Origin of the sequence: Amycolatopsis speibonae (assembly GCF_042647925.1) — a bacterium.
In the GTDB taxonomy this organism is placed as follows: domain Bacteria; phylum Actinomycetota; class Actinomycetes; order Mycobacteriales; family Pseudonocardiaceae; genus Amycolatopsis; species Amycolatopsis speibonae.
The window spans coordinates 12,170-32,596 of record NZ_JBHRWK010000012.1 but is presented as its reverse complement, the minus strand read 5'-3'; the positions used below and the strand labels follow the sequence as shown (position 1 = coordinate 32,596).

The window sequence follows — 20,427 nt, the reverse complement described above, 5'->3', positions numbered from 1 at the left end:
CTTGCGATAGTTCGCGAAGCCAACGACCGCAAGCTGGTGCCGAATTGCGTACTTGGAGGTCCCCATGGGTGACAAGGTCACCGAAGTCGAGCAGCACGGCATCGCGCCGATCCCACCGGAGGAACAGACTTCGCGACCGCGCGACCTGTTCCGGATGGCGTTCGGTGGCGCGAACACCTTCGCCACCATCATCCTCGGGACGCTCCCGATCGCCTTCGGCCTGAGTTTCCGGGCGGCGGTGGCGGCCACCGTCGCGGGCGTGGTCGTCGGCGCGCTGGTGCTCTCGCCGATGTCGTTGTTCGGCCCGCTCACCCGGACCAACAACGCGGTCTCCTCCGGCGCGCACTTCGGCGTCGTCGGCCGTTGTGTCGGCTCCTTCCTCTCCCTGCTGACGGCGATCACGTTCTTCGCCATCTCGGTCTGGGTGAGCGGCGACGCCGTCGCCGGTGCGGCACAACGGCTCTTCGGTTTCGACGGCGGCGAAGTGCTGCGCGGCGTCGCGTACGGCGTCATCGCGATCGCGACGCTGGTGGTGTGCATCTACGGCTACCGGTTCATGCTGCTGGTGAACCGGGTCGCCGTGGTGCTGGGCACGGCGATCATGATGCTCGGGATCATCGCCTACGGCGGCACCTTCGACCCCGGGTTCGCCGGCACCGGCACCTACGCGCTCGGCGACTTCTGGCCGACCTGGATCCTCGCCGCGCTCACCACGATGGCGAACCCGATCTCGTTCGGCGCGTTCCTCGGCGACTGGACGCGCTACATCCCCGCGCGCCACAGCCGCCGTTCCCTGCTGGCCGCGCCGTTCCTGGCGCAGGTGGCGACGTTGCTGCCGTTCGGGTTCGGCATCGCCACCGCGACCCTGGTCGCGGATCCGGCCGACTACATCACCGGCCTGACCGCGATCTCCCCGCTCTGGTACGCGATCCCGCTGATCGTGGTCGCGCTGATCGGCGGGCTGTCGACGGGAACGACGTCGCTCTACGGGACCGGGCTGGACTTCAGTTCGATCTTCGTGAAGCTGAGCCGGGTCCAGGCGACGCTGCTGATCGGCTCGCTCAGCGTGGTGTTCATCTTCGTCGGGAACTTCGTGCTGGACATGGTCTCCAGCATCAACGCCTTCGCCACGCTGATCGTGCTGTGCACCTCGCCGTGGATGGTGATCATGATGATCGGGTTCGTGCTGCGGCGCGGGTTCTACGACCCGGACGATCTCCAGGTGTTCAACCAGGGCCGCAAGGGCGGGCGCTACTGGTTCACCCGCGGCGTGAACTGGCGCGCGATGGCCGCGTGGATCCCGGCGACGACGCTGGGCCTGCTGACCGCCAACACCCCGATGATCGCCGGGCCGTTCAAGGACGTCGCGGGCGGCGTCGACATCAGTATGGTGGTGACGCTGTGCACGGCGGCGATCGCGTATCCCGTGCTGGTGAAGCTTTTCCCTGAGCCGCGGGAGGTCTACGCGTACGCGGAGCCCGTCACGGAACCGGCTGTCGCCGTCTAGGACGTGTCGCCCGAACCGCCGGTTTGGCACGTCGGGCGAGGGCACGCGCGCGTTTCTTCTCGGCCGGAGGCCTCGGATTTACGGAGGCGGGCCGGAGGCCCGGCTACGAAAATCCGAAAGCGCGCGCTTTGAAGGGCACAGTCTAGGCGAAGCGGCGCAGCGCCCCGAGGAACAGCGCGTCGAAGGCACGGTCCGGGAGCACCCGGCGCACGAACAGGATCGGCTTCGCCCCGAGCCCCGCGGCGTAGCGGGTCTTCGGGCGCCGGGCCCGGACGGCCTTCAGGATGACGTCGGCGATCACCTTCGGATGGGAGCCGCGCACGGCCTGTCCGAAGAACTTCGCCAGCGCCTTCGCCTGCGGCGCGTAGGCGGTGTCCCCCGAAGTCTTGAGCAGGTTCTCGACGGCGATGCCGCCCCATTCGGTCTTGATGGCGCCGGGTTCGATCACCACGACGTCGATGCCGAACGGCTTGAGTTCCAGCCGCAGTGAGTCGCTCAGGCCTTCGACCGCGAACTTGGTCGAGTGGTACCAGCCGCCGAGCGGTTCGTAGATCTTGCCGCCGATCGACGAAATATTCACGATCTTGCCGGAGCCTTGGGCGCGCATCTGCGGCGTGGTCAGCTGGACGAGCCGCGCGAGGCCGAACAGGTTGACCTCGAACTGGTACTTCCCTTCCGAGAGCGGCACGTCCTCGAAGGCGCCGTACGAGCCGTAGCCCGCGTTGTTGACCAGGACGTCGATGCGGCCGGACTCCTCGATGATCCGCTCGACGCCCGAGACCATCGACGCGTCGTCGGTGACGTCCATCTCGAGGACCTTGATCCCGCGTTCGGCGAGTCCCGCCATCCGCTCGACCCGCCTCGCGGCGCCGTAGACCATGTAACCCGCTTCCTGGAGTGCGAGGGCCGTGGCTTCGCCGATTCCTGCCGAAGCGCCCGTGACCAGTGCGACCTTCATGTCCCGCTCCTAACTAACTGGTTGGTTGCCAACTCAGGTTGCCACGGTCCCAGGCTGGCTGTCAACCAACCAGTTAGTTAGACTGGGTCACATGGTCAGGGACAAGGAAGCGACCAAGCGGAAGCTGCTGGACGCGGCGACGACCGAGTTCGCGACGTACGGCATCGCGGGCGCGCGGGTGGATCGCATCGCGAAGAACGCCGGTGCCAACAAGGCGCTGATCTACGCCTACTTCTGCAGCAAGGAGTACCTCTTCGAGACGGTCGTGCGGGAGCAGGTGGAGGCGGCGATCAAGGCCGTGCCGATCACCCCCGACGACCTGCCCGGCTACGCGGGACGACTGTTCGACCGGTACCTCGAACACCCCGAAGTCCTGCGGCTCATGGGCTGGCTGCGGCTGGAGAACGGCTTCGACGCCGCGCCCGAAGCGGAGATCCGGGCACACGCGGACAAAGTCGCCGCGATCCGCGAGGCGCAACGTTCGGGTTCCGTGCCCGACCACTTCGACGCCGAGGAACTGCTGAGCCTCGTCGTGCACCTGTCGATCCTGGGGTTCTCCTCCCCCGCCGCGACCCGTGACCTCGTCGTCCGCTCGGTCGCCCGGCTCACGGGAACCTGAGGCGGTTTTCACACGACCACTGGGATACATCACCTGGGAGGTCGTCTTGCAGCGCCGAACTTTTCTGCGTGCTTCAGCCTTGTCCGCCGGTCTGGCCGCCGGAGTCACCGTGCCCGCCGCCACGGCCGCGTCCCCGTTGCGGGTACAGATCCTGATGTTCGACGGCGTGGAGGAACAGGACTTCATCGCGCCCGTCGAGGTACTCGGGCTGGCGGGGAAACTCACCGGCGGCGCCGTGGTCTCGTCACTCGTGGGGATACGGCCGGGTCCGGTGCGGTGCACCTACGGCACGACCGTCGACGTCCCCCGCGCCTGGTCACCCGGCGAGGCCGACGTCCTCGTGGTGCCCGGCGGCGGTTACACCGACCGGAACGGCCCTGGCGTGCACAGGCTCAACGCGGATCAGGGGTTCCTGCGCCGTTTGAAGGCGTCACGGGCGCTGCCGGTCGGGATCTGCACCGGGACGATGGTGCTTTCCGCCGCGGGCCTGACGAAGGGCCGCAACGCGACGACGCACAACGGCGCGAAGGCCGATCTGGCGTCTCAAGGCGCGAAGGTGATCGACGCGCGCGTGGTCGACGACGGCGACCTGATCACCGGCGGTGGGATCACCGCAGGGCTTGAGGTCTCGCTCTGGCTCGTGGAGCGCTTCTTGGGCGCGAAGGCGGCTCAGCGGGCCGAAGTGGTGCTGGAGTACGAGCGGCGGGGCACCGTCTGGCGGGCGTGACCGATCCGGCGCGAGTGTCATGAAAGGGTCGTTCAGGACAAAAATGTCCTGAACGACCCTTTCATGACATACGGGAAGCGGAGCCGCGGACCTCAGCGGCGCGTGTCCTCCGGTGCCGGCGTCCGGCTGGACAGGTTCGCGGACCACTCGGTCACCCGCCGCGCCACGTCCTGCGCGGTGAGCCCGATGCGGGCCAGCACCTCCTCGCGGGAGCCGTGGTCGTGGAACACCTGCGGCACCGCGAGGTCGCGCAGCGGCACGTCGCATTCGGCGTCGCGGAACAACGCGGCCAGCGCGGACCCGAAACCACCGTGGCGGCCACTGTCCTCGACGGTCACGACGAGCTTGTGCTGCTCGGCCAGCGCGACCAGTTCGGCGGGTGCCGGGACGACCCAGCGCGGGTCCACCACGGTCACGCCGATGCCCTGGTCGGCCAGCCTGTCCGCGACGGCGAGCCCGAGCGTCGCGAACGCGCCGACCGCGACGAGCAGGACGTCGGCGTCACCGGCGGGTTTGCGCAGCACGTCCACCACGCCGACGCGTTCCACGGCGGGCACGGAGTCGATCACGCCACCCTTGGAGAACCGCAGCGCCGTCGGCCCGTCCTCGACCGCGACGGCCTCGCGCAGTTCCTCGCGCAGCGTGCCGGCGTCGCGCGGCGCGGCGACCCGCATGCCCGGCACCATGCCGAGCAGCGACAGGTCCCACATGCCGTGGTGGCTCGGCCCGTCCGGTCCGGTGATGCCCGCCCGGTCCAGCACCAGCGTCACCGGCTGGCGATGCAGCGCGACGTCCATCAGGAGCTGGTCGAAAGCCCGGTTCAGGAACGTCGAGTAGACGGCGACGACGGGGTGCTTGCCGCCCATCGCGAGACCGGCGGCCGAGGTCACCGCGTGCTGCTCGGCGATGCCGACGTCGTACCAGCGATCCGGGTACGCCTCGGCGAACTTGTGCAGCCCGGTCGAGCGCAGCATGGCCGCGGTGATCGCGACGACGTCTTCGCGGTCGGCGCCGATCTTGACCAGTTCGTCGGCGAAGACGCCGGTCCAGCTCGGGCCCTTGACCGGCGGCAGGCCGGTTTCCGGGTCGATCGGATCGGTCTGATGCATCTGGTCGGCCTGGTTGGTCACCGCGGGCTCGTAACCGTGCCCCTTCTCGGTGACCACGTGCACGATGACCGCGCCGCCGAAGTCGCGGGCGCTCTGGAACGCCTTCTCCAGCGCCACGAGGTCGTGCCCGTCGACCGGGCCGAGGTACTTCAGGCCCAGGTCGGAGAACATCATCTGCGGGCTCAGCGCGTCCTTGAGCCCGGCCTTCGCCGCGTGCAGCGCCGCGTAGATCGGCTTGCCGATGACGGGCGTGTGCCGCAGCAGTTCCTTACCGCGGTCCAGAACGCGCTCGTAGCCCGGCTTGAGCCGCAGCGACGCGAGGTGATCCGCGACGCCGCCGATGGTCGGCGAGTACGAACGCCCGTTGTCGTTGATGACGATGACGACCGGGCGGCGCGGGTTCGCGGCGATGTTGTTGAGCGCCTCCCAGCACATGCCACCGGTCAGCGCGCCGTCGCCGACGACCGCGATCGCGTGCCTGCCGCCACCGCCGAGCTCGAACGCCTTCGCCAGACCGTCCACATAGGACAGCGCTGTCGACGCGTGACTGTTCTCGACGAGGTCGTGCTCGCTCTCGCCGCGCGCCGGGTAGCCGGTGAGGCCGCCGAGCTGGCGCAGCTTGCCGAAGCCGTCATGACGGCCGGTGACGATCTTGTGCACGTACGCCTGATGGCCGACGTCCCACACGATGGCGTCGCTCGGCGAGTCGAAGACCCGGTGCAGCGCCATCGTCAGCTCGACCACACCCAGGTTCGGGCCGAGGTGACCACCGGCGAGCCGCACCTTCTCGACGAGGAAGTCCCGGATCTCCGCGGCCAGCTCGCCGAGCTGTTCCTGGTCCATCCGCTTCAAGTCGGCCGGTCCGTGCACGGACTCGAGCAACGTCACTCTCCCACCTCGCCTGGTTCCTCTTCCGCCGTTCCGGCCAGTCTACGGAGGGCGCCTGAGAGTCTTCCGTCCCCCGCGTCACGGGTCACATGTCAGAAAATCACCACACCGCACCCGACAGTGTGAACATGGTCTCTTTTGCCAAGTAGCGGTCACGTCGGGTGCCCGCGATAATCGCTGATCGACGGTTGAGCAGGAGCCGGATCCGGAGGGCTTGATGGCGGACTTTTTCATCGGTGGCGAATGGGTCGACGCGGTCGGCGGTGGCCGCCGGGAGATCCGCTGCCCCGCTGACGGGTCGCTGGTCGCGGAGGTCGCCGAAGGCACCCGCGAAGACACCGAAGCGGCCATCGCCGCCGCGAGGAAGGCGTTCGACACCGGCCCGTGGCCCGCCACGCCCGCTCCCGAACGCGGTGACCTGCTGCTGAAGGCCGCCGACCTGCTCGACCGCGACGCCGCGGCCTTCGCCCGCGCCGAGTCGCTCGACACCGGGAAACGGCTGGTCGAGAGCGAGTACGACATGGCCGACATCGCCGCCTGCCTGCGCTACTTCGGCAAGCTCGCCGCCAACGACGCCGGCCGCGTGGTCGACACCGGCAACCCGGACGCGTTCAGCCGGATCGTGCACGAGCCGGTCGGGGTCTGCGGGCTGATCACGCCGTGGAACTACCCGCTCCTGCAGACCATCTGGAAGGTGGCCCCCGCGCTCGCGGCGGGCAACACGTTCGTCCTCAAGCCCAGCGAGCTGACCCCGCACACCTCGATCCTGCTGATGAAGCTGCTGACCGAGGCCGGGCTGCCCGATGGCGTCGCGAACCTGGTGCTCGGCGCCGGCGCGCAGGCCGGGGCGCCGCTGTCCGAACATCCGGACGTCGACCTCGTCTCGTTCACCGGTGGTCTCGCGACCGGCAAGGTCATCGCCGCCTCCGCCGCCGCCACGATCAAGAAGGTCGCGCTGGAACTGGGCGGCAAGAACCCGAACGTCGTCTTCGCCGACTCGGACTTCGACACCGCCGTCGACTACGCGCTGACCGCGGTCTTCCTGCACTCCGGGCAGGTCTGCTCGGCGGGCGCGCGGCTGATCGTCCAGGAGGAGTGGCACGACGAGTTCGTCGGCGAACTCGTCCGGCGCGCCGAATTGATCCGACTGGGTGGACCTTTCGACCCGAAGGCTGAAACCGGTCCTTTGATCTCGGCCGCCCATTTGGAAAAAATCGAACGGTACGTCGCCGCGGCACTGGAAGAGGGCGCCGTCCTGCGCACCGGCGGCAAACGCCCCGACGATCGCGACCTCGCGAAGGGGCACTACTACCTGCCGACCATCCTCGACAACGTGAAGCAGGGCAGCAGCGCCGTCGTCGACGAATCGTTCGGCCCGGTGCTCACCGTCGAGACCTTCACCGACGAGGACGACGCCGTCCGCATCGCCAACGACACGCACTACGGCCTCGCGGGCGCGGTGTTCACCTCCGACGCCTCGCGCGCGCAGCGGGTCGCGAACCGGCTGCGGCACGGCACGATCTGGATCAACGACTTCCACCCGTACCTGCCGCAGGCGGAATGGGGCGGCTACAAGCAATCCGGGTTCGGACGCGAGCTCGGCCCGACCGGGCTCGCCGAGTACGTGGAGGCGAAGCACATCTACCAGAACCTCCGGCCCGAACCACAGCGCTGGTTCTCAGGGGAGTCAGCGTCCAACTAAAGATGGGAAAGTGCCGATGAGTAATCCTTCCGACGACGGCCTCGCCGGTTTCGGCTACAAACAGGAACTCGAAAGAACGCTCGGCAACTTCCACACCTTCGCCGCCGGGATCAGCTACATCTCGATCCTGACAGGCACTTTCCAGCTGTTCTACTTCGGCTTCAGCTTCGGCGGTCCCGCCTACTGGTGGTCGTGGCCGATGGTGTTCGTCGGCCAGCTGATGGTCGCGCTGTCGTTCGCCGAACTGGCCGCGCACTACCCGGTGGCCGGCTCGATCTACAACTGGTCGAAACGGCTCGGCAGTCCGCACGTGGCCTGGCTGGCCGGCTGGATGATGCTGACCGCCTCGATCGTCAGCATCGCCGCCGTCGCGCTGGCGTACCAGATCACGCTCCCCCAGATCTCGTCGTTCTTCTCCTTCTCCGGTGACAGCGCTGTCAACGCGGTCATCCTCGGCGCCGGGCTGATCGTGTTCACCACGCTGGTGAACGCCTGGGGCGTCAAGCTGATGGCGCGGATCAACAGCGCCGGGGTGTTCATCGAACTGGTCGCCGCGGTCCTGCTGATCGTCGCGCTCGCGGTGAACATCACGCGCGGCCCCGAGGTCGTCATGCAGACCAACAACACCGGCGCCGACCAGCCGTGGGGCTACTTCGGGGCGTTCCTGGTCGCCTCGCTCGCGTCGACCTACGTCATGTACGGCTTCGACACCGCCAGTTCGCTCGGCGAGGAATCCCACGACCCGCGCAAGAACGCGCCCAAGGCGATCCTGCGGGCGCTGATCGCGTCGTTCGTCATCGGCGGGCTCATCCTCCTTCTCGCGCTGATGGCCGTCGGCGACATCAACGATCCGCAGATCGCCACGGGCGGCCTGCAATTCATCGTCCTCGACGTGTTCGGCAGCACCGTCGGCACGATCTTCCTGCTGGCCGTGGTCATCGCGATCACCGTCTGCAACCTGGCCGTGCAGTCCGCGGCGATCCGGATGATGTTCGCGATGGGCCGGGACAACAACCTGCCCGCCGGAAAGCACCTCGCGCGAGTCTCACCGAAGACGAAGACGCCGGTCGTCCCCGCGATCGTGTCCGGGGTGATCGCGGTGCTGATCCTGGTGGTCAACGTCGGCCAGCCGCAGATCTTCACGGTGATCACCAGCATCGGCATCATCATGATCTACCTGGCGTACCTGCTGGTCACCATCCCGATGCTGGTCAAGCGCTTCCGCGGGCAGTGGCCGCCGCCGAAGGTGGAGGGCACCAAGTACTTCTCCCTCGGCAAACTGGGGCTGCCGGTCAACATCGTCGGCGTGCTGTGGGGCGGCGCGATCGTGGTGAACCTGGCGTGGCCGCGGCGCGAGGTCTACAACGCGACCGAGCCGTATCACTGGTACCTCGAATGGGGGGCCGTGCTGTTCGTCGGCGCGGTGGCCGTCCTCGGTTTCGCGTATTACTGGTTCGTCCTGCGGCACAAGAGCGGCGTCCTGGCCGATCACGCCGCGGAAGCACATCCCGAGGAGGCAGCACAGTGACCGGAGAGTTCGACTACATCGTCGTCGGCGGCGGGACGGCGGGCTCGGTGGTCGCGGCGAGACTCTCGGAAGACCCGGACGTCACCGTGGCGCTCCTGGAGGCCGGACCGTCCGATGTGGACGACCCGGCGGTGCTGGAACTGACGAAGTGGATGGGTCTGCTGGAATCCGGCTACGACTGGGACTACCTGGTCGAGCCGCAGGACTCCGGGAACTCCTTCCTGCGCCATGCCCGCGCCCGGGTGCTCGGCGGCTGCTCGTCGCACAACTCGTGCATCGCGTTCTGGGCGCCCGCCGAGGATCTCGACGAATGGTCGTCGCTCGGCCTGCCCGGCTGGTCGGCTCAGGACGTCTTCCCGCTGTACAAGCGTCTTGAGACCAACGACGGCCCCGGCGAGCACCACGGCCGCTCGGGTCCGGTGACCATCCGCTCGGTGCCGCCGAACGACCCGACCGGCGTCGCGCTGCTGCAGGCGTGCGAGCAGGCGGGCATCCCGAGGACGGAGTTCAACTCGGGCAAGACCGTGACGCACGGCGCGAACTGGTTCCAGATCAACGCGCGCGAAGACGGCACGCGGTCGTCCGCTTCGGTGTCCTACCTGCACCCGATCATCGGCAAGCGGCCGAATCTGGAGATCATCACCGGCGCCCGGGTCCGGCGGCTGCTGTTCGACGGCAAACGCTGTACCGGCGCGGAATACCTGGCCGACGACCTGATCCACGGCGTGAAGCTGCGCGCGCGGCGCGAGGTCATCCTGTCCTCGGGAGCGATCGACACCCCGAAACTCCTGATGCTGTCGGGAATCGGCCCCGCCGCGCATCTGCGTGAGGTCGGGGTGGACGTGCTGGTGGACTCCCCCGGCGTCGGCGAGAACCTGCAGGATCACCCGGAAGGTGTCATCCAGTGGGACGCGCTGCAGCCGATGACCACCGAGTCCACTCAATGGTGGGAAATCGGCATCTTCACCAGCACGGAGGACGGACTCGACCGGCCGGACCTGATGTTCCACTACGGTTCCGTGCCGTTCGACATGAACACCCTGCGGCACGGCTACCCGACGACGGAGAACGGCTTCTGCCTGACGCCGAACGTCACCCGGTCGCGGTCGACCGGCACCGTGCGGCTGCGCAGCCGCGACTACCGGGACAAGCCGAAGGTGGACCCGCGCTACTTCAGCGATCCGCATGACATGCGCGTGATGACCTACGGCATCAAACTGGCCCGCAAGATCGCCGAACAGCCCGCCCTGGACGAATGGGCCGGGATCGAGCTGGCGCCCGGCAAGGACGTCAAGACCGACGACGAGATCGCGGACTACCTGCGCAAGACGCACAACACGGTCTATCACCCCTCGTGCACCGCGAAAATGGGCGGTGACGGGGATCCGTCCGCCGTATTGGACGCGCGGCTGCGAGTGCGCGGCGTCGAAGGCCTGCGGGTCGCCGACGGTTCGGCGATGCCGTTCCTGGTCGCGGTGAACCCGTGCATCACGACGATGGCGATCGGCGAGAAGTGCGCGGACATGCTCAAGGAGGACGCGCGCTCTTAGCGTTTGCTTGAGAAGGCCCCTTGGCTTCGGCCAGGGGGCCTTCTTCTTTGCCCGAAAATCGGTGGATCGGTTCCTCCGGCGCCATTACCGTGCTGCCGGACCACGTCGTCGAGCCGAGAGCCTGCCGTTGTACACCCTGTGAGAACCCCCGAGCGCTGATTTCGTCGCGCGTCGCGCCTCTGCGCCGCGCTTCCTTTTGCTGCGGACTTTCTCACTGAAACGGGTGTACTCCTGTGCTCGAAAACCGGGTGGTCGTACCCACCTGCCTGCCGCTGGTCCGGCGCCGTTGCCACGCCTGCGCGTCCGGCCGGTTCCGGACGAACGGCAAATTCCGCGTCAACGCCGACCACGAACTCATCGACGTCTGGCTCCTCGTGCGCTGGGTCGGGTGCGGGGACACCGTGAAGCTCACGATCCTGGAGCGGGTGAACGTGCGCTCCGTCCGGCCCGAACTGCTGAACCTGCTGCACGAGAACGACCTCGGCCTGGCCGCCGAACTGCTCCAGGACCCTGTCGTGCGGCGCCGTAACCGGGTCGCCCTCGACTGGGACGGCGCCTGGCGGCTCGAGACCGAACCCTTGGGGCACCAGGACTTTCGCGACGTCTCCGTGCGGTTCGCGGCGCGGATCCCGGTGCGGCCGGTACGGCTGATCGCCGAAGGTTGCGGCCTTTCGCGGGGCGAGGTCGAGAGACTGATCGAGGAGGGGAAGATCGTTTCGGCGGTTCGGTTGAGCGGGAAGCTCTCCGTCTCATAGGTGAGCTTCAGGGTGGCGGGCCGCGTGCCTCGGGGTGGTCGTGAGTGGCAGGTGTCGTTCTAACGCTACTTGCCACTCACGACACACTTGCCCCACTCAGCCCACCGCGATCCGATGCCTCACAGCCCGACTGGCCCCGCACCACCGGCTACCGCACCCGAGCAGGCCTCAAATGGAAACGACGGCCGGGGTGCCCCGGCTCCCGGTCATCTGCTCCAGCGCCCACGCCTGCCCGAACTCGGCCAGCGCGGGCCCCGACCAGTAGGCGGGAATCCTGATACCCGGCCACAGCGGCATTTTCGGTCCGTTCAGCGTTCCGTGGCTGACCTGCACCCGGACCGCGCCTTCCACCCAGGTGAAGACGAAATGGGCGTACATGAACATCCACGCCTGCCTGCCCATCGCGTCCCGTACCAGCACCGGCCCTTCGGACTGGTACGGCGCCGTGTAGATGATTTGTTTCCGGCCGTTGCGATAACTGATTTCCTGCGCCGTGACACCGGGCGGAAGCATTGAGGGGAGCACCCGGTCAGTCCTCCACAATGGTGATCGTGCCGTGCCCGTCGCAGCCGGCACAGCCTTTTCCGTCACAGTCACCACAGACTGAAGTAAGATAGTCCATAAGTCGAAACCCATTCGCGTCGAAAGCCCGTCAAGGGTCGCGAAACAGACCTCGGAAACAACCAAGGTCAAAGAAATTCCACGCCCTCAGGAAAAGTGTCCGAAGTACCCGCGCAGCCCCGTGAACACGAAACTCAAGTTAGCGAGTACTCCGGCACCCGGACAAGGCGAACGAAGCCAATCCAGTCCGACGGTCTACAAAGACACCGTTATTGCAACAATGCAACACATTCGACGTGGTGCGTCATCGGGAAAGCGTCGAAAGCGCGCAAATCCACCAGCCGGTAGCCATGTTCCGCGAACAGGGCGATGTCCCTGGCCAGCGCCGCCGGGTCGCAGGCCACGTAGACGACCCGGTCCGGCGAACCCTCCACAATGGACTCGACGACGGCCTTGCCCGCGCCCTTGCGCGGCGGGTCGAGGACGACGACGTCGACGGGTTTCGGGGCATCGGCCAGCAGGTGCTCGACGCGGCCGGAGCGCCAGCGGACCTGCGGGAGGTCGGCCAGGTTCTCCTCGCCGTCGCTGACAGCGCGGCGGCCGGATTCGATGGCCAGGACGCGCCCGCGCGGGCCGACCTGCGAAGCGAGCACCGACGCGAAGAGACCGACACCGGCATAGAGGTCCCACGCGACGCCGTCACGCGGCGCCTCGGCCCATTCCGCGACGACGGCGGCGAGCGTGTCCGCGGCGGCCGGGTGGACCTGCCAGAAACCGTGGGCGTCGAACCGCCAGTCACGGCCGGCGGCGTGCTGCACGGCGAGCCCGCCCGTCAGCTGCCGCGGCCGGGTCTTCCCGTGGACCGTCGAGAGGTCGCGCAGGTGCACCTGCCCCTCGCCGTCCTTGGTGACCTCGATTTCGCTGCCGGGCCGCCAGTTCCGCGAAACGACGTCGTCGAGCGCGCCAGGGACGGTGATCGGGCAGTCGTCGATGGGGATCACGCGGTGGCTGTGGTGAGCCCGGAAGCCCGCGCGGCCGTCCTTGCCCGCGACGAGCCGGACGCGGCTGCGCCAGTCCAGCGGGCCACCGTCGAGCGCCTCGACGACGACCTCGCGGTCGATCCCGGCCAGCCTCTTCAGCTGCTCCATGACCACCGCGGCCTTGAGTTCACGCTGGTATTTCGGCGCGGCGTGCTGCCAGTCGCAGCCGCCGCACTCCCCCGGCGCCGCGAGCGCGCACGGCGCCTCCACACGTTCCGGGGACGCCTCCAGGACCTCGATCGCGTCGGCGCGGCAGAACGAGCCGCCCTTGTCCTCGGTGACCGAGGCCAGCACCCGCTCACCGGGCAGCGCGTGCCGCACGAAGACGACCCTGCCCTCGGTCCGCGCGACACAGTGCCCGCCGTGCGCGACCGCGCCGACCTCCAGCTCGATCGTCCGTCCGAGCCACGTACCGGTCGACGCGTCCACACTCATTCTGATTTTTCCTTGTCCTTCGTTTTTTCGGTTTGCTTGACCACCGGGGAGAACCCGCGGCGCACGTCGCCTGCCGCCGGACGTGCCTTCCGGTCACGTTTGATCGCCTTTTCCGACGATTCGAGCTGCCAGGGCACGCTGGTCACCATGACACCGGGCTGGAACAGGAGCCGTCCCTTGAGCCGCAGCGCGCTCTGGTTGTGCAGGACCTGCTCCCACCAGTGCCCGACCACGTATTCGGGGATGAACACGGTCACCACGTTGCGCGGGTTGTCGCCGCGGACGCGTTTCACGTAGTCCAGCACGGGTTTCGTGATCTCCCGGTACGGCGACTCGATCACCTTCAGCGGCACCTTGAAATTGCGGTCGTCCCATTCCTGGACGAGTTTGCGCGTCTCGATGTCGTCGACGTTCACCGTGACTGCTTCGAGGACGTCCGGCCGCACGGCCTTGGCGTAGGAAAGCGCGCGCATGGTCGGCAGGTGCAGTTTCGAAATCAGCACGATCGCGTGGTTGCGCGAAGGCAAGACGGCCGGTTTCCGGTCCATCTCGCGCAATTCCTCGGCGACCCGGTCGTAGTGCTTGCGGATCGCGGTCATCAGCGCGTAGATCGCCACCATGGCCGCGATGGCGATCCAGGCACCGAGCAGGAACTTCGTGACCAGCACGATGACCAGCACGGTGCCGGTCATCGTGAGGCCGATCGCGTTGACCGTCTGCGAGCGCCGCATCCGCCGCCGCACCGTCGGATCGGTTTCCCTGGCCAGCAGGCGGTTCCAGTGCCGGATCATGCCCGCCTGGCTGATCGTGAAGGAGACGAAGACCCCCACGATGTAGAGCTGGATGAGCTTGGTGACCTCGGCGTCGAACGCGACGATCAGGACCAGCGCGAACGCGGCGAGGAACAGGATGCCGTTGGAGAAGGCCAGCCTGTCGCCCCGGGTGTGCAGCTGGCGCGGCAGGTAGCGATCCTGCGCGAGGATCGAGCCGAGCACCGGGAAGCCGTTGAACGCGGTGTTCGCGGCCAGCAGCAGGATGATCCCGGTGACGAAGGAGATGTAGTAGAAGCCCGGGGTGAAGTCGGCGAACACCGCGTGCGCGATCTGCGCGACGATCGTCTTCTGCTCGTACCCCGCCGGCGTGCCGGAAAGCTGGGTCTCCGGATGCTCGGCGAACTTGACCTCGGTGATGATCGCCAGCGTGATGATGCCGACCAGCATCGTGACCGCGAGCACGCCCATCATCAGCAGTGTGGTCGCCGCGTTCTTCGACTTCGGCTTCCGGAACGCCGGGACGCCGTTGCTGATGGCCTCGACCCCGGTCAGCGCGGCGGCACCGGAGGAGAACGTCCTCAACAACAGGAAGAAAAAGGCGAAACCGGTCAAGGACGCTTCTTCATGCAGTCCGAAATCGGCGCTCTCGGCACGCATGTCGGCACCCGAGGCCGCCTCGATCAGTCCCCAGATCACCATGCCGAGAATGCCGATGATGAATCCGTAGGTCGGGATCGCGAACGCTTTGCCCGATTCGCGCACTCCGCGCAGGTTCAGCGCGGTCAGGACGACCACGATGACGACCGCGGCGATCACCTTGTGCTGGGCCACCCATGGAATGGCGGAACCGATGTTCGCTACGCCGGACGACGTCGAGACAGCCACGGTGAGCACGTAATCGACCAGCAGCGCGCTGGCCACGGTGAGCCCGAATTTACCGCCGAGGTTGGTGTTGGCGACTTCGTAGTCACCGCCGCCGCTGGGATAGGCGTGCACGTTCTGACGGTAGGACGCGACCACGACCAGCATGACGAGCGCGACGGCGACCCCGATCCAGGGCGCGAACGCGTACGCGGACAGCCCGGCGACGCTGAGGGTCAGAAAGATTTCCTCAGGCGCGTAGGCGACGCTCGACAACGCGTCGGACGCGAAAATCGGCAGCGCGATGCGCTTCGGCAGCAGCGTATGCGAGAGGCGGTCACTCCGGAATGGACGTCCGAGGACGAGCCGCTTCAATACGGTCGGGAACTTCGACACCGCAGAAGACTACTGGGCGACCTCCACGGTAGGTTCGGCGCTGGTCTGTCCGGGTACCTGCGGACGGGTGAACGTCCGAAGACTAAGGAGGCAGGGCGTGCACGTGGTGATCATGGGATGCGGCCGGGTCGGCGCATCCCTGGCCGCGGCGCTGGGGCGGTTGGGGCACGACGTCGCTGTCATCGACAAGAGCAGGCAGGCGTTCCGGCGGCTCGGCAGTGACTTCCACGGTCAGCAGGTGGTCGGCGTCGGATTCGACCGGCAGGTGCTGATCGAAGCCGGGATCGAACGCGCCGGCGCTTTCGCGGCGGTGTCCAGCGGCGACAACTCCAACATCATCTCGGCGCGGGTGGCCAGGGAGAACTTCGGCATCGACAAGGTCGTCGCCAGGATCTACGACCACAAGCGCGCGGCGGTCTACGAACGGCTCGGCATCCCGACCGTGGCGACCGTGCCGTGGACGACCGACCGGTTCCTGCGCACCCTGCTGCCCGACGGCGTCGCCTCGGAGTGGCGGGACCCCTCGGGCAGCGTGGCGCTCCTGCGGCTCCCGCTGCACGAGGGCTGGGTCGGGCACAGCGTGCGCGACCTGCAGGACACCACCGGTGCGCGGGTCGCGTTCATCATGCGGTTCGGCACCGCTGTCCTGCCCGACCTCAAGGCCGTGATCCAGGCGGACGACGTCGTGTACGTCGCCGCGAAGTCAGGCACCGTCAGCGACGTGACCAGCGTCGCCGCTCGCGAACCGGAAGAGGAGAACTGATGCGGGTCGCGATTGCCGGGGCCGGCGCGGTCGGCCGGTCGATCGCCGCGGAGCTGATCGACGGGCGCCACCAGGTGATGCTCATCGAACGCGAGGCCGACCAGTTCGAGCCGCACACCGTGGAGCAGGCGGACTGGGTGCTGGGCGACGCGTGCGAGGTGTCGATCCTGGAGGAGTCCGGGATCGAGCAGTGCGACGTCGTGATCGCCGCGACCGGCGACGACAAGGCGAACCTCGTGGTGTCGCTGCTGGCGAAGACCGAGTTCGCGGTCCGCCGGGTGGTGGCGCGGGTGAACAACCCTGCCAACGAATGGCTGTTCAACGATGCCTGGGGTGTCGATGTCGCCGTGTCGACCCCGCGGATGCTCGCGGCGATGGTCGAGGAGGCGGTGAGCGTCGGCGATCTGGTGCGGCTGATGACGTTCCGGCAGAGCCAGGCGAACCTCGTCGAACTCACCCTCCCGGAGGAGACCCCGCTGGCGGGCAAGGCGGTCAGCGAGATCAACCTGCCGCGCGACGCGGCATTGGTGACGATCCTGCGCGGGGACCGGGTGATCGTGCCGCAGCCGGAGGACCCGCTGGAGCCGGGTGACGAGCTGCTGTTCGTGGCGACGTCGGACGTGGAGCCGGAGATCCGGACCGCTTTGGGCTACTAGGCCGTGTCGGGCGCCTGCGCGTACTTCGCGCGCAGGCGCGCCTCGGCCTCTTCGTCGGTCTCCTCGGCCGGGGCCTCTTCGGCCAGCGCCTTGAGGTGCTTGTCCGACCGCCGCACCGCCCAGACGACGGCGAGCAGGCCGAGCGCGTACAGCGGGTACCCCATCGCGATCTTCGCGAAGGCCAACCAGCCGGTGTAGTCCTCGTCGTACAGCCAGCGCTGCACGATGAACCGGGCGCCGAAGATCAGGGCCATGGCACCGGTCGCGATCGAATAGGCGACCAGCGACTTCTTGTCCTTGCGCCAGGCGTGGCCGCCGCCGTTGAGCGCGTTCCACACGACCCCGGCGAGCGGCCAGCGCACGACGATCGACAGCACGAAGACCCCGAAGTAGACCAGGCTCGTCCAGATGCCGAACAGGAAGAAGCCCTTGGCCGAACCGGTCCGGTAGGCGATGAACGCCGCGATCGCCACGCCGAAGAACCCGGAGATGGCGGGCTGCAGCGGCTCCTTGCGCACGACCCGCAGCACGGTGATCGCCACCGCGCTGCCCACCGCGGCCCAGATGCCGACCGTCAGGCCGAAGATGGCGTTCGCGATGACGAACACGATGACCGGCAGCGAGGAATAGAACAGTCCCGACAGCCCACCCATCTGTTCCAGCAGGGTGGGCTGAGGCTTGTCGCCCTCGTCCGGTTCCCCGGTCTTCTTCTGCTCGCCGCCGGCGGGTTCAGTCACGATACGGGATCAACTCACAGGGCTCTGAAGTTCGTAATAAGGGTTGTAAAGCACCTTCTGACCATCACGTTCGGCCATCCGGCCGCGCACCTTGATGGTTCGCCCGGGTTCGATTCCGGGGATCCGGCGGCGTCCGAGCCAGATTAGCGTCACACCCTGGGTGCCGTCGAACAGCTCGGCCTGCAGTGTCGCCGCTTCGTTGGTCGGGCAGAGCTCCACGCTGCGGAGTCTGCCGAGCACCGTCACCTCTTCGCCCGACCGGCAGTCGCAGGCGCGCTGCGCTCCGCCGGCCTCGGATTTTTCGGACAGGTCGTCGGCGTCGAGATCCTCGACGTCGCTGGTCAGCTTGCGAACCAACCGGCTGAAGTAGCCGCCGTCTTTGGCGGGCATAGCGGTGCTCCTGTGCTCCGGGGCCCCCGACTTGAACGGCCCGTGCGTAATCCAGCGTAACTGTGCTCGGACCAGGACAACCTGTTTGGGAGAAGATCGCAACGTGACCTCCGCTATTCCGCCTACGACGGCCGTAGTACTCCCCGGCACCGGGTCCGACGAAGTGTTCGTGCGCAGCGTGTTTTCGGGCCCGCTGCGGGCACTCGGCGTCCGGCTGCTCGCCCCGCCACCGCCCGCGGGGGACAGCCTCGCGGACGGCTATCTCGCGGAGCTGGACAGGCTGTCCGGCGAGCACGGCCCGCTGCTCGTCGGCGGCATCTCGTTCGGCGCGCACCTCTCGGCGGAGTGGGCGGTCCGCAATCCCGGCCGCTGCACCGGCCTGCTGGCCGCGCTCCCGGCCTGGAACGGTCCGGCCGGGCGAGCACCCGCGTCGCTCGCCGCGCGGCTGTCAGCGGATCTGGTGGCCGAAAACGGGGTCGACGGCGCGCTGGCGAAATCGTCGGACGGCGTCCCGGACTGGCTCTCCGCGGAACTCGGCCGCGCGTGGCGGCGGCACGGTGACGGGCTGGCGGCGAGCCTGCGGACGGCGGCGTCCCATCCCGCCCCGGCACTCGAAGAGCTCAAGGGGCTCGACGTGCCCGCGGGGATCGGCACGTGTGTGGACGATCCGATCCACCCGGCGGAGGTCGCGCGAGCGTGGGCGGACGCCCTGCCGCGCGCCGAGGTCGGCGAGTCGACGCTCACCGCCCTCGGCGCGGACCGGGAATCACTGGGCCGGGCGACCGTGCTGGCCTGGTTGAAGGCCCGCTAACCCTGCTGTTCGGCGATGTGCTGCGCGACGGCGTCGGGCAGTGTGATGGTCAGCGGGGTGCGGACCGGCATCGGCGCGTCCCCGCGGTCGACGATGGTGTGCCGCACGATCTCCCGCAGTACCGCGGGCGCCTGCGACGCCTGCGACTGCGGTCCGGCGATGACGCCGCGGAGCATCCAGCGCGGGCCGTCGACGCCGACGAACCGCAGTGCGACGTCGCCGACGATCGCGGACAGTTCCAGTCCCCACTCCCCCATGCCGACGGAGACCTTGGCGCCGTCGGCCCGGAGCTGCTCGGTGAGCTCGGTGCTGACGTCCTTCCACAGGCCGCCGGATCGGGGCGCCGCGTAGCCGCTGACGGTGATCTGGCCCTGTTCGGTGACGACGTGTACCGCGCGGACGCCGCCGGTCTCCGGGTCCATCTCGACCTGGACCTGGGAACCGTCGGGTACCGGCACCTTCACCGAGCCGAGGTCGATCCGCGGGATGCCGTCCTCGGGGGCGTCGGCGAGGTCGAAGGGGCCGTCGGCGGTCTCCGACAGCTGCGGCTCGATCTCCTCGGCGTCGCCGCCGCCGGGGCGCTCCTCGACCTCGGGCGCGGCGTGCCGTCCGCTCGGCTTGGCCTCGCGCTTGCGTCCGAAAATCCCCACTAGTTCTCCGTTCCTTCCCTGGCTCCGGCTCCCAGTGTGGCGTGTCCGCCCGTGGAGCCATACCCTCCCTCGCCGCGCTCGGACGACTCGAGTTCGGCGACCTCGACGAACTCGGCTTCCTCGACCCGTTGCACGACCAGCTGCGCGATCCGGTCGCCGCGGGTGAGCACGACCTTCCCGGAGAGATCATGGTTGATCAGGCAGACGCGGATCTCACCGCGGTACCCGGAATCGATCGTGCCCGGGGTGTTGACGACCGAGAGGCCGACGCGGGCGGCGAGGCCGGAGCGCGGGTGGACGAAGCCCGCGTATCCGGGCGGGAGGGCGATCGCGACGCCCGTCCCGACCACGCCGCGTTCGCCGGGCGCGAGGACGAGATCCGAGGTGGTGACGAGGTCGGCGCCCGCGTCGCCGGGGCGCGCGTAGGCGGGGAGGGGGACCGAAGGATCGATCCGGGAAAGCAGTACCTGAACGGTGGACACGGGCGGCGAGACTACCCTGAACGCGTGGGTGAAAGCGTGAACGCGGCCGAAGGCGACGCCGTCAAGCATTCAGAGCGGCTCTACGTCCCGTGGTGGGGCTGGCCGCTGCCGCTGCTGGGCGGCGGGCTGCTGTCGGCGGAGATCGACATGGGTTATCCCGGCCTCCGCGGCTGGCTGCCGTACGTGGTGCTGATCCCCGCGGTGATCGCGCTGATGGTCTCGCTGGGCCGGTCGAAGGTGAAGGTGACCGCAGGGGCCGAGCCGGAGCTGTGGCTGCGCGACGCGCACATTCCGGTGAAGTTCGTCGGTGACGTCGAGGTCATCGACAAGGAAGCGAAGCGCAAGGCGCTCGGCCGCGACGCCGATCCGGCCGCCTTCGTGCTGCACCGGGGCTGGGTCGGCCCGGTGGTGCGGGTCTGGCTCACCGACCCCGAAGACCCGACGCCGTACTGGCTGTTCAGCACCCGGCATCCGGAGAAGGTGGCCGCGCTGCTCCGGCAGCCCGCCGCCAAGCCCTAGACGACGGAAA

20 protein-coding genes are annotated in these 20,427 nt (G+C 68.2%); 11 read left to right on the top strand and 9 right to left on the bottom strand.

The window, feature by feature from the left end; translation table 11 throughout:
• The first annotated feature begins 64 nt into the window (after nt 1-64).
• Entirely contained in the window at nt 65-1,507 is a 1,443-nt protein-coding gene (locus ACFOSH_RS05960; RefSeq protein ID WP_378237664.1) for a purine-cytosine permease family protein, read from the top strand.
• Nucleotides 1,508-1,649: 142 nt separating this feature from the next.
• On the opposite strand, the gene ACFOSH_RS05955 is transcribed toward ACFOSH_RS05960, so the two are convergent.
• Nucleotides 1,650-2,465: an oxidoreductase gene (locus tag ACFOSH_RS05955; RefSeq protein WP_378237663.1), complete on the bottom strand. Its 816-nt coding sequence runs from the start codon at nt 2,463-2,465 to the stop codon at nt 1,650-1,652.
• A 91-nt stretch (nt 2,466-2,556) separates the two neighbouring features.
• On the opposite strand from ACFOSH_RS05955, the gene ACFOSH_RS05950 reads away from it, so the two are divergent.
• Together ACFOSH_RS05950 and ACFOSH_RS05945 are read left to right on the top strand one after the other, a co-directional pair.
• A complete protein-coding gene (locus ACFOSH_RS05950; protein ID WP_378237662.1) occupies nt 2,557-3,084 on the top strand; it encodes a TetR family transcriptional regulator in 528 nt (175 codons plus the stop codon).
• Between the two features lie 79 nt (nt 3,085-3,163).
• A complete protein-coding gene (locus tag ACFOSH_RS05945) occupies nt 3,164-3,811 on the top strand; it encodes a DJ-1/PfpI family protein (RefSeq protein ID WP_378237661.1) in 648 nt (215 codons plus the stop codon).
• Between the two features lie 92 nt (nt 3,812-3,903).
• Here ACFOSH_RS05945 and dxs read toward each other — a convergent pair whose 3' ends face one another.
• On the bottom strand, nt 3,904-5,808 hold the full coding sequence (dxs, locus tag ACFOSH_RS05940; protein ID WP_378237660.1) for a 1-deoxy-D-xylulose-5-phosphate synthase: 1,905 nt from the start codon (nt 5,806-5,808) through the stop codon (nt 3,904-3,906).
• Between the two features lie 217 nt (nt 5,809-6,025).
• Here dxs and ACFOSH_RS05935 point away from each other — a divergent pair, with 217 nt between their 5' ends.
• The 4 genes from ACFOSH_RS05935 to ACFOSH_RS05920 all read left to right on the top strand — a co-directional run bounded on the left by ACFOSH_RS05935 (nt 6,026) and on the right by ACFOSH_RS05920 (nt 11,343).
• On the top strand, nt 6,026-7,510 hold the full coding sequence (locus tag ACFOSH_RS05935) for an aldehyde dehydrogenase family protein (RefSeq protein ID WP_378237659.1): 1,485 nt from the start codon (nt 6,026-6,028) through the stop codon (nt 7,508-7,510).
• 16 nt (nt 7,511-7,526) lie between these two features.
• Nucleotides 7,527-9,038, top strand: a complete 1,512-nt coding sequence (locus ACFOSH_RS05930) for an APC family permease (protein WP_378237658.1) — start codon at nt 7,527-7,529, stop codon at nt 9,036-9,038.
• On the top strand, nt 9,035-10,588 hold the full coding sequence (locus tag ACFOSH_RS05925) for a GMC family oxidoreductase (protein WP_378237657.1): 1,554 nt from the start codon (nt 9,035-9,037) through the stop codon (nt 10,586-10,588). The genes ACFOSH_RS05930 and ACFOSH_RS05925 overlap by 4 nt, the downstream gene beginning before the upstream one ends.
• A 233-nt stretch (nt 10,589-10,821) precedes the next feature.
• Complete coding sequence (locus ACFOSH_RS05920) at nt 10,822-11,343, top strand: DUF1062 domain-containing protein (RefSeq protein ID WP_378237656.1); 522 nt, start codon at nt 10,822-10,824, stop codon at nt 11,341-11,343.
• A gap of 168 nt (nt 11,344-11,511) precedes the next feature.
• Here ACFOSH_RS05920 and ACFOSH_RS05915 read toward each other — a convergent pair whose 3' ends face one another.
• From ACFOSH_RS05915 to ACFOSH_RS05905, 3 genes are all read right to left on the bottom strand, one after another.
• Nucleotides 11,512-11,856, bottom strand: coding sequence for a hypothetical protein (locus tag ACFOSH_RS05915; RefSeq protein WP_378237655.1), 345 nt, complete (start codon nt 11,854-11,856; stop codon nt 11,512-11,514).
• 317 nt (nt 11,857-12,173) lie between these two features.
• Nucleotides 12,174-13,379, bottom strand: coding sequence for a class I SAM-dependent RNA methyltransferase (locus ACFOSH_RS05910; RefSeq protein ID WP_378237654.1), 1,206 nt, complete (start codon nt 13,377-13,379; stop codon nt 12,174-12,176).
• Nucleotides 13,376-15,409 (bottom strand): APC family permease, encoded by a 2,034-nt coding sequence (locus tag ACFOSH_RS05905; protein ID WP_378237653.1) that lies wholly within the window; start codon nt 15,407-15,409, stop codon nt 13,376-13,378. The genes ACFOSH_RS05910 and ACFOSH_RS05905 overlap by 4 nt, the downstream gene beginning before the upstream one ends.
• A 97-nt stretch (nt 15,410-15,506) precedes the next feature.
• Between ACFOSH_RS05905 and ACFOSH_RS05900 the strand changes: the two genes are divergently transcribed.
• Entirely contained in the window at nt 15,507-16,172 is a 666-nt protein-coding gene (locus ACFOSH_RS05900) for a potassium channel family protein (RefSeq protein ID WP_378237652.1), read from the top strand.
• The gene (locus ACFOSH_RS05895) at nt 16,172-16,828 is read left to right on the top strand and encodes a potassium channel family protein (RefSeq protein WP_007033567.1); all 657 of its coding nucleotides are present in this window, start codon (nt 16,172-16,174) and stop codon (nt 16,826-16,828) included. Before ACFOSH_RS05900 ends, ACFOSH_RS05895 begins: the two co-directional genes overlap by 1 nt.
• Here the strand turns inward: ACFOSH_RS05895 and ACFOSH_RS05890 are convergent.
• Together ACFOSH_RS05890 and ACFOSH_RS05885 are read right to left on the bottom strand one after the other, a co-directional pair.
• A complete protein-coding gene (locus ACFOSH_RS05890) occupies nt 16,825-17,565 on the bottom strand; it encodes a DUF3159 domain-containing protein (RefSeq protein ID WP_378237651.1) in 741 nt (246 codons plus the stop codon). The two genes, ACFOSH_RS05895 and ACFOSH_RS05890, sit on opposite strands and share 4 nt — an antisense overlap.
• Before the next feature lie 9 nt (nt 17,566-17,574).
• Nucleotides 17,575-17,955 (bottom strand): OB-fold nucleic acid binding domain-containing protein, encoded by a 381-nt coding sequence (locus ACFOSH_RS05885; protein WP_020637383.1) that lies wholly within the window; start codon nt 17,953-17,955, stop codon nt 17,575-17,577.
• A 103-nt stretch (nt 17,956-18,058) separates the two neighbouring features.
• On the opposite strand from ACFOSH_RS05885, the gene ACFOSH_RS05880 reads away from it, so the two are divergent.
• Entirely contained in the window at nt 18,059-18,766 is a 708-nt protein-coding gene (locus ACFOSH_RS05880; RefSeq protein WP_378237649.1) for an alpha/beta fold hydrolase, read from the top strand.
• Here the strand turns inward: ACFOSH_RS05880 and ACFOSH_RS05875 are convergent.
• A complete protein-coding gene (locus tag ACFOSH_RS05875; RefSeq protein ID WP_378237647.1) occupies nt 18,763-19,416 on the bottom strand; it encodes a DUF3710 domain-containing protein in 654 nt (217 codons plus the stop codon). The genes ACFOSH_RS05880 and ACFOSH_RS05875 overlap by 4 nt on opposite strands.
• Nucleotides 19,416-19,898, bottom strand: a complete 483-nt coding sequence (gene dut / locus ACFOSH_RS05870; protein ID WP_378237646.1) for a dUTP diphosphatase — start codon at nt 19,896-19,898, stop codon at nt 19,416-19,418. Before dut ends, ACFOSH_RS05875 begins: the two co-directional genes overlap by 1 nt.
• 24 nt (nt 19,899-19,922) lie before the next feature.
• Here dut and ACFOSH_RS05865 point away from each other — a divergent pair, with 24 nt between their 5' ends.
• Nucleotides 19,923-20,417 carry a DUF3093 domain-containing protein gene (locus tag ACFOSH_RS05865; RefSeq protein ID WP_378237644.1) on the top strand — a complete coding sequence of 165 codons (495 nt, stop codon included), beginning with the start codon at nt 19,923-19,925 and terminating at the stop codon, nt 20,415-20,417.
• Nucleotides 20,418-20,427: the final 10 nt, after the last annotated feature.

What these genes read in the sequence shown, in the direction of transcription:
- ACFOSH_RS05895 (WP_007033567.1), top strand. Translation starts at nt 16,172, where the DNA reads ATGCGGGTCGCGATTGCCGGGGCCGGCGCGGTCGGCCGGTCGATCGCC.
- ACFOSH_RS05930 (WP_378237658.1), top strand. Translation starts at nt 7,527, where the DNA reads ATGAGTAATCCTTCCGACGACGGCCTCGCCGGTTTCGGCTACAAACAG.
- ACFOSH_RS05915 (WP_378237655.1), bottom strand. Translation starts at nt 11,856, where the DNA reads ATGCTTCCGCCCGGTGTCACGGCGCAGGAAATCAGTTATCGCAACGGC.
- ACFOSH_RS05960 (WP_378237664.1), top strand. Translation starts at nt 65, where the DNA reads ATGGGTGACAAGGTCACCGAAGTCGAGCAGCACGGCATCGCGCCGATC.
- ACFOSH_RS05955 (WP_378237663.1), bottom strand. Translation starts at nt 2,465, where the DNA reads ATGAAGGTCGCACTGGTCACGGGCGCTTCGGCAGGAATCGGCGAAGCC.
- ACFOSH_RS05950 (WP_378237662.1), top strand. Translation starts at nt 2,557, where the DNA reads ATGGTCAGGGACAAGGAAGCGACCAAGCGGAAGCTGCTGGACGCGGCG.
- ACFOSH_RS05935 (WP_378237659.1), top strand. Translation starts at nt 6,026, where the DNA reads ATGGCGGACTTTTTCATCGGTGGCGAATGGGTCGACGCGGTCGGCGGT.
- ACFOSH_RS05910 (WP_378237654.1), bottom strand. Translation starts at nt 13,379, where the DNA reads ATGAGTGTGGACGCGTCGACCGGTACGTGGCTCGGACGGACGATCGAG.
- ACFOSH_RS05885 (WP_020637383.1), bottom strand. Translation starts at nt 17,955, where the DNA reads ATGCCCGCCAAAGACGGCGGCTACTTCAGCCGGTTGGTTCGCAAGCTG.